We start from the raw sequence: 13,887 nt of genomic DNA on the forward strand, positions 1-13,887 counted from the left end.
CGCCCGGACGTGGCGAAGGTCACACCGGCCTGGGGCCGGTGTGACTGCCGTGATGACTACGCTACGCCGCCTGCGTCACAGGAGCGCGTCCGGCCCCTCCAGCATCTCTGTCACCAGAGCGGCGATCGGGCTGCGCTCGCTGCGGTGCAGCGTGATGTGGGCGAAGAGCGGGTGGCCCTTGAGGGCCTCGATGACCGCGGCCACCCCGTCGTGCCGTCCGACCCGGAGGTTGTCGCGCTGCGCCACGTCGTGGGTGAGGACCACCCGAGAGCTCTGGCCGATGCGGGACAGGACCGTGAGCAGGACGTTGCGCTCCAGGCTCTGGGCCTCGTCCACGATGACGAAGGCGTCGTGCAGGGAGCGACCCCGGATGTGGGTGAGCGGGAGCACCTCGAGCATGTCACGGTCGAGGATCTCCTCCACGACCTCCTTGGAGACCACGGCCCCGAGGGTGTCGAACACCGCCTGGGCCCACGGCCCCATCTTGTCGTTCTCGCTGCCGGGCAGGTAGCCCAGCTCCTGCCCCCCGACGGCGTACAACGGGCGGAAGACGATGACCTTGCGGTGCTGGCGACGCTCCATCACCGCCTCCAGCCCGGCGCAGAGGGCCAGGGCGCTCTTGCCCGTGCCGGCCCGGCCCCCGAGGCTGATGATGCCCACGTCGGGGTCGAGCAGCAGGTCCAGCGCGATGCGCTGCTCCGCGGACCGACCGTGCAGCCCGAAGGCGTCCCGGTCCCCGCGCACCAGCTTGACCGAGCGGTCGGGGGTGACCCGACCCAGGGCGCTGCCCGAGGCGCCGAGGATCGTCAGGCCGGTGTGGATGCGCAGGTCCGCCGCCTCGGGGTGCTGCAGTCGCCCCCCGTCGTAGAGCTGGCGCATCTGCTCGTCGTCGACCTCGATCTCGGCCATGCCGGTCCAGCCGCTGTCGACGGCCAGCTCCGCGCGGTACTCCTGGGCGTCCAGCCCGACGGCCGAGGCCTTCACCCGCATCGGCAGGTCCTTGCTCACCACGGTGACGTCCTGGCCTTCCGCGGACAGGTTGGCCGCCACCGCGAGGATGCGCGAGTCGTTGTCACCCAGCCGGAAGCCCGCCGGCAGGGCGGCAGGGTCGGTGTGGTTGAGCTCGACCCGCAGGCTCCCCCCGGCCTGGCCCACCGGCACCGCCTCGCTCAGGGTGCCGTGCGCCACCCGCAGGTCGTCGAGCATGCGCAGCGCCTGCCGGGCGAAGTAGCCCAGCTCGGGGTGGTGCCGCTTGCCCTCCAGCTCGGTGATGACGACCACCGGCACCACGACCTCGTGCTCGGCGAAGCGCAGCAGCGCCCGCGGATCGGAGAGGAGCACCGAGGTGTCGAGGACGTAGGTCTTGCGACCCACGTCGGGCAGGGCGTCGAAGGGGGTGACGTCGGTGTCGAGGACGTCGACGGTGGGCGTGCCGTGGCGCTGGCTCATGCGGGCTCCTTCGGCGACGCGCGCCGGTCGGCAGCGCATCGGCGGCGATGGGCGGTCCGGGACCGGGCCACGCCACGACGTGGGCCGGAACCGGCCCTCCGCCTGAGCCAGAGCTCCATGGTGGGCCTCCCGAGAGGCGGGGCGGGAGTGCCCCGCGTCTGCTCCGACCGTATGCCGCGCCCCGGCCGGCCGGCGCACCTGTGCGCGGCGTGTCGCTCAGCTGCCGAAGCGTCGCTCCCGCTCGGCGTAGGCGCGCAGCGCCCGGAGGAAGTCGACCTTGCGGAAGTCGGGCCAGAAGGCCTCGCAGAAGTAGAACTCGCTGTGCGCGCTCTGCCACAGCAGGAAGCCGCCGAGCCGCTGCTCCCCCGACGTGCGGATCACCAGGTCGGGGTCCGGCAGGCCGCGGGTGTAGAGATGACCCGCGATGTCCTCGACGGTCACGGTGTCGGCGAGCTCCTCCAGCGTGGTGCCGGACTCCGCCGCGTCCCGCAGCAGGGACCGCACGGCGTCCGCGATCTCGCGCCGCCCCCCGTAGCCGATGGCGACGTTGACGAGCATCCCGTCCACCGCCCCGGTGCTGCTGGCCGCGCCGACCAGCCGTTCCGCGGTCGCCGCGGGCAGGAGGTCCAGGGCGCCGACCACGCGGACCGGCCACCGTCCCGTGTGGGCGAGCTGCTCCACGACACCCTCGATGATGGTGAGCAGCGGCCCCAGCTCCTGGGTCGGGCGGTTGAGGTTGTCCGTGGACAGCAGCCAGAGCGTGACCACCTCGACCCCGGCCTCCTCGCACCACCCGAGGAAGGGCGCGATGTTCTCGGCACCCGCGCGGTGGCCGTCGGCGGTCTCGGCACCCCGGAGCCTCGCCCACCGCCGGTTGCCGTCCAGCATCACCCCGATGTGCCGAGGCAGCCGCTCGCTGGGCAGGTGCCGACGCAGCGAGGAGTTGTAGGCCCGGTAGACCAGGTCCCTCGGCGTCGGCATACGCCCAACCTACCCGCCGCTCCTGAGCACCGTCTGCACCCAGCCGCGGCCGGGGCGGGAGAGGCCCGACCCCAACCTACGGTTTCGTAACCTACGGTTGCGTAGGTTAGCCTGGGCGCATGTCCTCCCGCCCGGCCCCGAGTCCCACCACCGGCCCGCTGGGCTCGGTGGTCGACCACGTCAAGCCGCACCTGCGCGGATGGCTGCACCTGGGGATGGTCCCGGTGGCGCTGGCCGCCGGGGCGGTGCTCGTCGCCGTGGCGCCGACGCCCGCCGCCGGGATGGCCGCGCTGGTGTTCGCGATCACCGGGGTCCTGCTGTTCGGGACCTCCGCGCTCTACCACCGCGGCCGCTGGAGCCCCCGTACGGCGCAGGTCCTCAAGCGCTGGGACCACGCCAACATCTTCCTCATCATCGCCGGCACGTACACCCCCTTCGCGGTGGTGCTCCTGCCCCCGACCCAGGGGCGGATCCTCCTGTGGGTGGTGTGGTCCGGGGCGGTCGCGGGGGTGCTCTTCCGGGTGTTCTGGCTCGGCGCCCCGCGCTGGCTCTACACCGGCGTCTACATCGCGCTGGGGTGGGTGGCCGTCTTCTTCCTCGTCCCCATGTGGCGCAGCGGAGGTCCGCTCGTCGTCGCCCTCATCGCCCTCGGCGGCCTGTGCTACACGCTGGGTGCGGTCGTCTACGGGCTGCGCCGTCCCGACCCCTCGCCGCGGTGGTTCGGCTTCCACGAGGTGTTCCACGCCTTCACCGTCGCGGCGTTCGCCGCGCACTGGGCGGCGGCCTACCTCAGCCTCACCGCCGCGTCCTGAGCCTCGCTCGGCGACCCCGCGCCGGGGCGGGCGACGCCCTCCGCGGGCGCCGGGTCAGCCGATCGGGTCCCCGTCGGCGCGCTCCTCGGTCGGCCGCCCGCCGTCGTGGCGCTCGGCGGCCGACCCGTCCTGCGCCGCCGGGGGCCGGGCCTGACGCTCCTGCTGCAGCCGGACGTCCTCTGCGCGACGCATACGGCGCAGCCGGCGGGTGAGGTCGCGCCCGAGGAACCACAGGGCCAGGCACAGGCCGAAGAGGACGAGGAAGCCCCCCAGCCCCGCCGTGATCTGGACGCCGGTCTCGTTCACTGCTCGTGCCCCTCCTCCCGGCGCACGTCGTCCACCCCGTCGCCGTCGGCGTCGCCGTCACCGTCGTCGGCCACCTCGTCCAGCGGCGGCAGTGGCGGGTCGCCGCGGTGCGCCAGGGTCAGGGAACCGTCCGGGCCGCGGTCGTGCACCTGGCGGCAGAGCCGGTCCAGCTCTTCCTCCGGGCGGTCGCGCAGGCCGCCGAAGAGATCCGCCTCGGGGAGCTCGACCGCGACGAGGGAGCGCGCGAGCTCGTAGTCCTCCGTGGGCCAGACGCGCTGCTGGATCTCCAGGGGCACCCGGAACCACGGCCCGTCGGGGTCCACCTGCGTCGCGTGCGCACGCAGCGCGTCGTCGCGGACCGAGAACTGCTCGCCGCACGGCACCCGGGTGGTGAGGACACGCCGCGGCCGGCTCCCGAGGTGCTTGCGCCAGTCCGCGAAGGGGGGCTCGTGACCGGCCTCGACCATCGCCTCGTCCAGGCGGATCATCCGTTGCGGGTCCCAGCCGCTGTAGTAGACCTTGAGCGGCTGCCACGGCTGGCCAGCGTGCGGGTATGCCTCGGGGTCACCGGCCGCCTCGAAGGCCGCCATGGTCACCGTGTGGGTCATGATGTGGTCCGGGTGGGGGTAGCCGCCGTTCTCGTCGTACGTCGTGAGGACGTGCGGACGGAACTCGCGGATGACGCGCACCAGCGCCTCGGTCGTGACCTCGAGCGGCTCCAGGGCGAAACAGCCCTCCGGCAACGGCGGGAGCGGGTCGCCCTCGGGAAGACCGCTGTCGACGAAGCCGAGCCAGGTGTGGCTGACCCCGAGGATCTGCGCGGCGCGGGCCATCTCGTCACGGCGCACCTGGCTGATGTCCCGCACGATGTGCGGGTCGTCCTTGAGCTTCTCGTTCAGGACGTCCCCGCGCTCGCCGCCCGTGCAGGAGACCACCCGCACGTCCACCCCCTGCGAGACGTAGTGGGCGACCGTGGCAGCGCCCTTGCTCGACTCGTCGTCGGGGTGGGCGTGCACGGCCATGAGGCGCAGGCCCGATCCGCTCGTGGGCATGGCGGTCCTTTCCGCGTCAGGTCAGCCCGGGGCCGACGTCACGGTCGACCGCGGGGTGACGGACAATGGTGGTCGTGCCGCCGATCGGCACCGTCTCATCCTCTCACCACCCCGGAAGGCAGCCGCACGTGACCGCCCGCAGCCCCGAACCTCCCGAGCCGCAGGCCGGCGGGGCGGACGACGTGGACTGGGACCTCGTGGAGGAGCAGGCCGAGGCGGACCAGCGCTCGGCGCCCCGTGACCGCCGGTGGTGGGCGGTGGGGCTGGTCGCCGTGCTGGTCATGAGTCTCGTCGCGGTCGTCTGGGGGCTCGCCGCGACGCGGGGCCGGGTGCACTGGGTGAACACCGGCTTCGAGGTCGTCTCCGACGGCCGGGTGGACGTCCGCTTCGACCTGCGTCGCGACCCCGACCGGGAGGCCGTCTGCACCCTCGAGGCCCAGTCGGCCGCGCACGTCGTCGTCGGCCGCATCGAGGTGCGCGTCGCGGCCTCGCCGGAGTCGCCCAGCCGTCACGTCGAGAGCGTCGCCACGGCGTCCCCGGCCATCACCGGCTACGTCGACCAGTGCTGGTATGCCGACGAGGCGCCGCGCGAGCGCTGAGGACCCCGTCGGCCGAGGGGTGGGGATCAGGCCTGGTAGGGCGAGGCCTTGGCGATGGTGACCTCGACGGTCTTGCCGTTGGGCGCCTCGTAGCTCACCGTGTCACCGGTCCGGGCCCCGAGCAGAGCCGCCCCCAGCGGCGACTGCTCGCTGTAGACGTCGAGGTCGCTGCCCTCGGAGATGATCTCCCGGGACCCGAGGAGGAAGGTCTCCTCGTCCCCGAACATCTCCACGGTCACTACCATGCCCGGCTCGACGACGCCGTCGTCCGGAGGGGCCGACCCGACGACCGCGGTCTGGAGGAGGTGCTCGAGCTGGCGGATCCGGGCCTCCATCTTGCCCTGCTCCTCCTTGGCGGCGTGGTAGCCGCCGTTCTCCTTGAGGTCGCCCTCCTCGCGCGCCGCCTCGATGCGCTTGCTGATCTCCGAGCGTCCCTGCTCCTTGAGCCTGGACAGCTCCGCGTGGAGGCGGTCGTACGCCTCCTGCGTCAGGTAGCTGGCTGCTGCGGTGTCGCTCACTGCTCTCTCCTCGTGTCGTCTCGCGTGGCCGGGCTCCGGGCCCGACCGCGCCCTGCGGTCGTGCGTCCGGGCGGGTGCGGTGACGCACCCTCGCCCAAACACAAGGTCCGGGCCACCGAAGGGCCCGGACCGTGGATCAACCTCCCAGTCTAGCCCGCAACACCGGAGGAGTCGACCCACACGGCCCGCGCTGGCACCGCCGCGAGGCGGGTGCGACACTCGACGGATGCATCGCGAGAGCAGCCTTCCCGGACGCCCGACCCCCCTGCCGGACATCCCGGAGCGCCATGTCGTGCTCGGGTCGTCGATGCACGGACCGTGGCCGGAGGGCACCGAGGTGATGACCGTGGCGATGGGGTGCTTCTGGGGTGCCGAGCGCATCTTCTGGCAGCTGCCCGGGGTCGTGACGACGGCGGCGGGCTACCAGGGCGGCAGGACGCCCAACCCCACGTACCGGGAGGTGTGCACCGGACGCACCGGTCACACCGAGTCCGTCCTCGTGGCCTACGACCGCGCCCGCACCGACCCCGAGCAGCTGCTCAAGGCGTTCTGGGAGAACCACGACCCGACGACCGCCGACCGGCAGGGCAACGACATCGGGACCCAGTACCGCTCGGCGATCTACTGGACCACCCCCGAGCAGGAGGAGGCGGCGCGAGCCACCGCCGCGGCCTTCGGCGAGGTCCTGGCGCGGGCCGGGCACGGGCCGATCGTCACCGAGCTGCTCCCCGCCGAGGAGGCCGGCCCGTTCTACTACGCCGAGGAGGCGCACCAGCAGTACCTCCACAAGAATCCCGGTGGGTACTGCAACCACGGCCCCAACGGCTACACCTGCCCGGTCGGCCTGGTGTCCCAGGACCAGCTCCCGGCGCAGACCTCCGTCGCCCCGCCCGACTGAGGCCGCACCCCGGCCACCCCCGACCGGCGGCGGGGCCGCGGACGGCGTCCCTCGGACATCCGGCGTTCACCGTCTAGACTCCAGCGGGTCGGACTGCCGGTCGAGCGAGGGAGTTGGTCCATGGCTGACCCGTCGGCCGGTGACGGCCTGCGGCCCCCCAGGCCCACCCTCGCCGAGGTGCGGGCCGTCGCGCAGCCGCCGGAGGTCCTGGCCCGCGGGAACGCCGAGCACTGGACGGGTGACCTCTACCTGCGGCGGCTCTCGCCGTACCTGACCCGGGTGCTCATCCCCACGCGGCTCTCCGCGAACGGCGTCACCGCCCTCATGATGGTCGCCGGCTGGGCGGCCGCGGGGGCGCTCCTCGTCCCCGGCCTGCCGGGCGCGGTGCTCGGCGCGCTGCTGGCGCAGCTGCAGATGCTGCTGGACTGCTCGGACGGGGAGGTGGCCCGGTGGAAGGGCCTGTCCGGGCCGGTCGGCATCTTCCTCGACAAGGTGGGCCACTACACCGTCGAGGCCGCCATCGCGCTGGCCCTGGGGTGGCGGGCCGCCGGCCTCGTGGGCGGCGCGGAGCAGGACCCGGCGCAGTGGTTCGGGTATGCCTTCGCCGGCGCCGTCCTGGCCACCTTCCTGGTCCTCAACAAGGCGCTCAACGAGATGGTGCACGCCTCCCGGGCCGCCGTGGGCCTCGGCCCGCTCCCGGACACCGCGGCCGCCCGTGCCGTCCCGGCGCGCACGGTCCTCGGGACCCTGCGCCGCGCGGCCCGCCTGCTGCCCGTGCACCGGATGTTCCACTCCATCGAGATGACCCTCGTCACGGTCGCGGTCGCCCTCGTGGGCGTGCTGCTGGGCGAGGAGCTCGCCGCGGCCCGGGTGCAGGTCGTGGCCATGGCCGTCCTCGTCGTGCCGGTGACGGTCGGGCACGCGAGCGCCATCCTCGCCTCGGGGCGGCTGCGCCGGGAGGGTCGGTCGTGAGCACCCCCCGCTTCGCCGTCGTCGTCCTCACCCAGGGCCGCCGCCCGGAGGAGCTGCGGCGCGGCCTGGACTCGCTCCTGCGCCAGCGCGGGGTCGAGCTCGACGTGGTGGTCGTGGGCAACGCGTGGAACCCCTCCGGCCTGCCCGACCACGTGAAGACCCTGGCCCTGCCCACCAACGTCGGGATCCCGGCCGGGCGCAACGCCGGGGTCCCGCACGTCGAGGGCGACGTCCTCTTCTTCCTCGACGACGACGCCTGGCTCATCGACGACGACGTGCTGCTGCGGACGGCGCGCTACCTCGAGGAGCATCCAGAGGTCGGGCTGGTCCAGCCGCTCATCGAGGACCCGGACGCCGGCGAGGCTCCCCTGCCCGGGCGATGGATCCCGCGCCTCGGGGCGCGCCAGCGGCATACCGAGGCCGACGTCTTCAGCGTGGTCGAGATGACCGTCGCCATGCGCCGCGAGGCCTTCGACGCGACCGGGGGCTGGCCGGGCATCTTCTTCTACGCCCACGAGGGCATCGAGCTGGCGTGGCGGGTGTGGGCGGCGGGCTACACGGTGCGCTACGTCCCCTCGCTGCGCACCGGCCACCCGGTCGTCGACCCGCGGCGCCACTCCGACTACTTCTACAAGAACGCCCGCAACCGGGTCTGGCTGGCCCGCCGGAACCTCCCCGCCCCGCTGGCCCTGGTCTACGTCACCAGCTGGACGGGCATCCAGCTCGTGCGGTGGACGACCCAGCGGGACGGACTGCAGTCCTGGTGGACGGGCTGGTGGGACGGGTGGCGCGAGGACCCGTTCGAGCCCGGCGAGAACCGTTCGCGGCTGCGCTGGCGGGACGTGGTGCGGATGGCGCGCCACGGCCGTTTCCTCGTCATCTGAGCGGGGGCTGCTGGTCCTGCCAGGCCTCCTGGCCCGCCGTCACGAGGTCCGACCAGGGCCGCGCCCCGACCCGGTAGGTCACCAGCCGGGCGTCGGCCGACGGCGTCTGCAGGTGTGCCGCGGTGGCCCACTCAGGGGCCAGCGCGGTCCAGCGGCCGCCGAGGACGATGTTGAGGGCCTCCCGGAAGGTCGCGCGGTAGCGCAGCATGAGGGGGACCACCCGGTCCACCCCGGACGCGCGCAGCGCGGCGGGGTCGGCGACGAGCACCACCGGGTCGAAGGGCACCCGGAGCACGTCCGCGTCGCGGGACGCGGCCGCGACCAGCTCGAGGGCGCCAGTCGCGTCGTCACCCTGCCGCGAGCTGAGCGAGCGGATCAGTCCGGCCAGCTGCCGACGCCCGCGCCGCGGGTCCGCCGGAGCCGCCACGGGCATCCCCTCGAGCTCGACGTCGAACAGTCCCGACAGGTCGTCCGGCAGCAGGACCGCGGCAGGCAGCACCACCACCCGGCGGGCGTCGGGCACGCTCTGCACCGCCAGCGCCAGCAGCACCTCGCGGCGCAGCGTGCCGTCCCGCAGACGCGGACCGTGCGCCCCGAGGTCCGCGGTGGTCCGGTTCACCAGGGTCACCGGCACCCCGACCTCGGGCAGCGGCCCGGCCTTGAGCGTCTCGTCGCCCGAGACCAGGACGCAGGAGTCGGGGGGCAGGCGGTCGGCGAGCGCCCGGAGCAGACCGGGGAGGTGCGCCGCCTCGCCCGGGCCCAGGTCCACGACCACCGCGTGCTCCGCCGCCCCCGGCCACGCCGGGACCGGGACGGGCTCGGCGAGGTCGAGGTGCATCGCACCGAGGGTCGTGCGGGCGACCTCCACGTCGGGCGCGCAGACCTCCCGCCAGCGGGCGTACACCTCGTCCTCGTGCGCCCCGGCCAGGACGAGCTCCATGACGGCCGCCAGCCTGTCCAGGATGCCCTGCCGGATGGCCTCGAAGGCCGCGTCGTCGAGGTCGATGAGCCCACCGAAGCGCACGTCGGACCGGTTCTTCGGGGTGAACTCGACCGTGCACCCCACCGACCGGGACGGGAGGTTGGAGTGCAGCCTGGAGGTCCGCACGGTGTGGTACCGCCGCGCGTAGTCGTCGACCCACTGCCGCGCCAGCTCCAGGTTCTGCGCGAAGCTCAGGCTGCGCAGGCCGGTGATCGACTGCTCGACCACCGCCGCCTCCGGACCGCCCGGGACGTCGATGTGGGCGACCTCCGTGCGGTCCTCCGGAGGACCCGGCGGCACCACGGTGTCGACCGTCGTGGTCATGCACCCGGAGAAGAAGGCCGGCACGTCGACGGCGTGCAGCAGCGCCACCGTCTGCCAGTCACGGCACCCGACCGGCCCGTAGCGGCGCAGGTAGTCCACCGCGGCCGGCGTCAGCATGTCCGGCTTGTTGACGTGGAAGGAGATGAAGATCGGGCGGACGGCGTCGGCGAACGGGAAGAGGTGGTCCTGCCCGGTGACGGGGTGGAGGAACCAGCCGAAGGTCGGCACCCACGTCGGCCGAGGGAGGTCCTGGAGCGCCATGCCGTCCCGGTGCACCTCGACGACCTGGACCGTCGCGCGGGGGGTGTCGTGCAGCACGCGCTCCGGCCGCACCCCGGCGGCCAGGTCCTGCACGAGGCGCAGCAGCTCGGGGTCGTCGGCGACGTAGGAGAGGTTCGCGTGGCGGACCAGGTGGCCGGTGGAGGCCAGGGTCTGGATCCAGTCCCCGACGTTGCGGGACCCCGGCCCGGGGGCCCGGTAGTTCATCAGCCCGACCCGGACCGTGGACTCCAGCGTCGGGATCGCGGCGCGGTACCGCCCGCCCGGGAGCCACTCCAGCAGGTCCAGCAGCTCGTGGCGACGGCTCGCCGCCACGTGGACGGTGTCCCCGGCCGTCACCGACGCCACGACCGCGCGGACGCCCCCGACGTCCTGCGCGGCGAAGGCGGCCCGGGCGACGAGGAGCAGCTGGGTGCCGGTCCACCCCCGGTGCCGCTGCTCGTCCAGGACCCGGCGCAGCATGTCGGCCGCGCCCTGCGGGTCGAACTCGTAGGCCGGGACGAACCAGTCCTCCGCACCGAGCGCGGCCATCTCCGCCTGCCCCACCTCGCGGAGGTCCTGCCAGGCGATCTCGGCGTCGGAGATGGACCGGCGGGCGATCCCGAGCACCAGGTGCCCGAGCGGCCTGCCGACGGGGTCGGCGAGGAGGGCGTAGCCCGTCGACACGGCCTCCCCGACGCGCGCGTCGGCCAGCAGCCGACGGACCGAGGCCACCACGCGCTCGCTGAGCGCGGGGCCCCGCCTGCCGAGCGGGACGCCCTCCACCGCGTCGGCGTGGTGCGGTCGCGCGGCGGGAGGGGCCGGCGCGGGCTCCGGGGGCGCCTCCCGGGCCGGGCCGTCGGGCACCGGCCGGCGCGGGCTCCCGGGAGTGCGCGGGGCAGGCCCCCTCCTGCGGACCACCCGGCGCAGGACCCGACGGGCGGAGGACAGCGGGCGCGGTCTGCTCATGAGACGGTCTCCTGGTGGCTCGGGGACAGCTGCGTGGACAGCTCGCGGAAGAGGTGGACCCAGCGGGCGACGAAGGCCTCTCGCCCGTACTGCTCGGCGACCTGGACGCACCCGGCGCTCAGCCGGCGCGCCAGGGCGGGGTCCTGCAGCACGCGGAGCGTGGCCTCGGCGACCGCGCCCACGTCACCCGGGGCGACGAGGAAGCCGTTCACCCCGTCGGTGATCATGTCGGAGGGACCGTACCGGATGTCGTAGCTGACGACCGGGCACCCGTTGACCATCGCCTCGCCGAGCACCATCGGGGCCCCCTCGTACTTGCTGGTCAGCAGGCAGAGGCTCGCTCGTCGGAAGACCTCCTGCGGGTCGGTGGTGAAGCCCCTGAGGTGCACGGAGCCGCTCAGCCCGCGACGGTCGACCATCTCCTGCAGGCGGGGCCGCAGCTCGCCGTCCCCGTAGATCTCCAGCCGGGCCTGCGGGTGCTGCTTCAGCACCTTCGCGAAGGCCCTCACCCCGTGGCCCGTCTGCTTGACGTCGCTGAGCCGCCCCACCATGACGACCAGGTCGGGGTCCCGGTCGACCGGCCGCCCCGGCTCCGGGGACGGCGCCGCGTGCGGGATCACCCGGAACCGCGCCTGTTCCCCCAGGTGGGCCTCGGCCTCGGCCCGTTGGCGCTCGGTGAGGAAGACCACCGGGTCCGGCCGTTCGCTGCGCAGCACCCGGGCGAAGCTGGGACGCAGCCGGCTCACGTCGTCACCCGGTGCCGCCAGGTGCGAGCTGTGCAGGACCGCGTACCGCGCCACGTACGGCCGGTCGTAACCGGCCAGCTCCCGGTCCAGGACGCGCGCCTCGACGGACAGGACGGTCGGCCGACCCGCCGTGACCGCGTCCAGGGCACGGTGCAGCACCGGCGCGAAGGACTCGTGCTCCCCCTCAGGGGTGCCCTCCTCGTCGAAGGTGGTGACCGCCAGGTCGGTGGCCCAGCCCTTGCCGGACTCGGGCTGCCGCAGGACGTGCGCGAACAGGGGCCGCCCGTCCCGTCGGTAGGCCACGTGCTGCCGGCGCTCCCCGGGCGCCTCGTCACCGAAGGTGGAACGGACCAGACGGCCGTCCTCGGCGAACTCGTCCCGCTGCACCCGCGCCCGGACGTCGTCGAACCGGTCCTCCAGCAGGAGCCGCCCCTGCGCATACCGTCGCCTCGCCACGAGCCGTCCCTCCTCGAACCACGAGTACGTCGAGCCCGTCGCGCCGCGGTCGGTCCATCCCTGCGCGAGCAGCTGCTCCCCGGTGAGACCCGCCCGCTCGTCGGCGGCCCGTGGCGTGCTGACGTCGGGGAGGGCGTCCAGCACGCTCAGGACCTGCACCCCGTCCGAGAGGTGGCCGCGGCGGCGCATCGAGGCCACGGCGCGCGGGAGGAACGGCGAATGGTTGCGGACCAGCACGACCGAGCGGACGCCCGCCACGTCGTAGAGATGACCGCACTTGGCGAGGATCGAGGAGGTGCGCCCGCCGTACTCGACCGGGATCCCCTCGACCGCGACCACGTGCAGCACGTCGGGTGCCGGGCCCGGCTCGGGCAGCGGGTCCTGCCGCACCGGGAGCGGCTCCGCGCCCTGCGTCACGACCTCGGGCGCCGCCTCCTGCGCCGGCCCGGCACCGGTCGTCGCCTCCGGCACGGTGGCGCTCGCGCGGTGCACCCGCCCACGGCCCGTCCTGATCGCCCGCCGCGCAGCGCGGGTCACCCGACCTATCATGACCACCGATCCTCTCACCCGCTCACTCCACGAGGACCCGACCATGCCCGCGAGCCCTGCGCCCGACCGGCCACGCCTGGCCGCGCTCGACGGCCTGCGCCTGCTCGCGGCGCTCGCGGTCCTCGCCTACCACTACACGGCGATCGACCAGGAGTTCTGGGGCCACCCCGCCACGCAGGAGTTCCCCCAGCTCAGCCTGCTCACCCGCTACGGCTACCTCGGCGTCGAGCTGTTCTTCGTCATCTCCGGCTTCGTCATCCTCATGACGGCCTACGGCCGCAGCCTGCCCGCCTTCGTCGCCTCCCGCATCTCGCGCCTGTACCCGGCCTACTGGGCGGCGGTCCTGCTGACGGTGGCGCTGCAGGCCTTCTGGGACGGAGGGCGGCGGGTCGACCCGGTGGACGCGCTGGTCAACCTCACGATGCTGCAGGAGGCGTGGGGCGTCACCGACGTCCAGGGCGCCTTCTGGACGCTGTGGGTCGAGCTGAAGTTCTACCTGCTCATCGGCGTCCTCCTCGCCCTGGGCGAGGTGACCCGCCACCGGGCCCTCGCCTTCGCCCTGCTGTGGCCGGTCCTGGCGCAGCTCGCGCGGGCGTCCGACGCGGCGCTGCTCGAGTCCCTGCTCATCACCAGCTGGGCGCCCTACTTCGCCGGCGGGATGCTGCTCTACCTGCTGCACCGCGAGGGGCCGGACCTGCTGGTCCTGCTCGGGATCGGGCTGAATGTCGTCCTGGCGGTCCACCAGGCCACCCGGTACGCCGACACCGTCGCGCCCCGGCACAGCGACGCCCCGGCCTCGCAGGTGGTCGTCGCGCTGCTGGTCGTCCTCCTGTTCGCCCTCGTCCACGCCTGCTCGACCGGTCCGCTGGCCCGGCTGGACCAGGCCTGGCTCACCACGGCCGGGGCCCTCACCTACCCGCTCTACCTCGTGCACGGCCAGTTCGGGTTCTTCGTCATCGACACCCTGAGCGGTCGCGTCGACAGCCACGTGGTGCTGGCCCTGGCGACCTCGCTGTCGCTCCTGCTGGCCTGGGCCGTCCACCGACTCGTGGAACGGCCGCTCCACGCGCCGATGCGCCGCGCCGTCCGGCGCTCGCTGTCCGGGCGCTGAGCCCGGGCAGGAGCCCGACGC

Annotated in this window: 13 protein-coding genes; 6 read left to right on the forward strand and 7 right to left on the reverse strand. The window is 74.0% G+C overall.

All coding sequences use genetic code 11. From position 1 onward, the window contains the following. Positions 1-75: 75 nt before the first annotated feature. Together AVL62_RS06580 and AVL62_RS06585 are read right to left on the reverse strand one after the other, a co-directional pair. Positions 76-1,449 carry a PhoH family protein gene (locus AVL62_RS06580; protein WP_058890841.1) on the reverse strand — a complete coding sequence of 458 codons (1,374 nt, stop codon included), beginning with the start codon at positions 1,447-1,449 and terminating at the stop codon, positions 76-78. Between the two features lie 216 nt (positions 1,450-1,665). Continuing rightward, positions 1,666-2,430, reverse strand: a complete 765-nt coding sequence (locus tag AVL62_RS06585) for an isoprenyl transferase (protein WP_058890842.1) — start codon at positions 2,428-2,430, stop codon at positions 1,666-1,668. A gap of 119 nt (positions 2,431-2,549) precedes the next feature. On the opposite strand from AVL62_RS06585, the gene trhA reads away from it, so the two are divergent. Continuing rightward, positions 2,550-3,242 (forward strand): PAQR family membrane homeostasis protein TrhA, encoded by a 693-nt coding sequence (gene trhA, locus AVL62_RS06590; RefSeq protein WP_058890843.1) that lies wholly within the window; start codon positions 2,550-2,552, stop codon positions 3,240-3,242. Positions 3,243-3,296: 54 nt separating this feature from the next. Here the strand turns inward: trhA and AVL62_RS06595 are convergent, their stop codons facing one another. Both AVL62_RS06595 and mca read right to left on the reverse strand, forming a co-directional pair. Further along, complete coding sequence (locus tag AVL62_RS06595; protein ID WP_058890844.1) at positions 3,297-3,548, reverse strand: hypothetical protein; 252 nt, start codon at positions 3,546-3,548, stop codon at positions 3,297-3,299. Then, positions 3,545-4,600, reverse strand: a complete 1,056-nt coding sequence (mca, locus tag AVL62_RS06600) for a mycothiol conjugate amidase Mca (RefSeq protein ID WP_058890845.1) — start codon at positions 4,598-4,600, stop codon at positions 3,545-3,547. The genes AVL62_RS06595 and mca overlap by 4 nt, the downstream gene beginning before the upstream one ends. Before the next feature lie 128 nt (positions 4,601-4,728). On the opposite strand from mca, the gene AVL62_RS06605 reads away from it, so the two are divergent. Next, positions 4,729-5,199: a DUF4307 domain-containing protein gene (locus AVL62_RS06605; RefSeq protein WP_161937851.1), complete on the forward strand. Its 471-nt coding sequence runs from the start codon at positions 4,729-4,731 to the stop codon at positions 5,197-5,199. 26 nt (positions 5,200-5,225) lie between these two features. Here AVL62_RS06605 and greA read toward each other — a convergent pair whose 3' ends face one another. Further along, complete coding sequence (greA, locus tag AVL62_RS06610) at positions 5,226-5,717, reverse strand: transcription elongation factor GreA (RefSeq protein WP_058890847.1); 492 nt, start codon at positions 5,715-5,717, stop codon at positions 5,226-5,228. 226 nt (positions 5,718-5,943) lie between these two features. On the opposite strand from greA, the gene msrA reads away from it, so the two are divergent. From msrA to AVL62_RS06625, 3 genes are all read left to right on the forward strand, one after another. Then, positions 5,944-6,615 carry a peptide-methionine (S)-S-oxide reductase MsrA gene (msrA, locus tag AVL62_RS06615; RefSeq protein WP_058890848.1) on the forward strand — a complete coding sequence of 224 codons (672 nt, stop codon included), beginning with the start codon at positions 5,944-5,946 and terminating at the stop codon, positions 6,613-6,615. Between the two features lie 120 nt (positions 6,616-6,735). Next, positions 6,736-7,587, forward strand: coding sequence for a transferase (locus tag AVL62_RS06620; protein WP_058890849.1), 852 nt, complete (start codon positions 6,736-6,738; stop codon positions 7,585-7,587). Continuing rightward, on the forward strand, positions 7,584-8,471 hold the full coding sequence (locus AVL62_RS06625; RefSeq protein ID WP_058890850.1) for a glycosyltransferase family 2 protein: 888 nt from the start codon (positions 7,584-7,586) through the stop codon (positions 8,469-8,471). The genes AVL62_RS06620 and AVL62_RS06625 overlap by 4 nt, the downstream gene beginning before the upstream one ends. Here the strand turns inward: AVL62_RS06625 and AVL62_RS06630 are convergent. Next, positions 8,464-11,004, reverse strand: a complete 2,541-nt coding sequence (locus AVL62_RS06630) for a hypothetical protein (RefSeq protein WP_153011697.1) — start codon at positions 11,002-11,004, stop codon at positions 8,464-8,466. The two genes, AVL62_RS06625 and AVL62_RS06630, sit on opposite strands and share 8 nt — an antisense overlap. Then, positions 11,001-12,743 (reverse strand): glycosyltransferase, encoded by a 1,743-nt coding sequence (locus tag AVL62_RS06635; protein WP_153011698.1) that lies wholly within the window; start codon positions 12,741-12,743, stop codon positions 11,001-11,003. Before AVL62_RS06635 ends, AVL62_RS06630 begins: the two co-directional genes overlap by 4 nt. A gap of 55 nt (positions 12,744-12,798) precedes the next feature. Here AVL62_RS06635 and AVL62_RS06640 point away from each other — a divergent pair, with 55 nt between their 5' ends. Then, a complete protein-coding gene (locus AVL62_RS06640; protein ID WP_153011699.1) occupies positions 12,799-13,866 on the forward strand; it encodes an acyltransferase family protein in 1,068 nt (355 codons plus the stop codon). The last annotated feature ends 21 nt before the right edge of the window (positions 13,867-13,887 follow it).

The sequence above is a fragment of the Serinicoccus chungangensis genome, assembly GCF_001483745.1.
Lineage (GTDB): Bacteria > Actinomycetota > Actinomycetes > Actinomycetales > Dermatophilaceae > Ornithinicoccus > Ornithinicoccus chungangensis_A.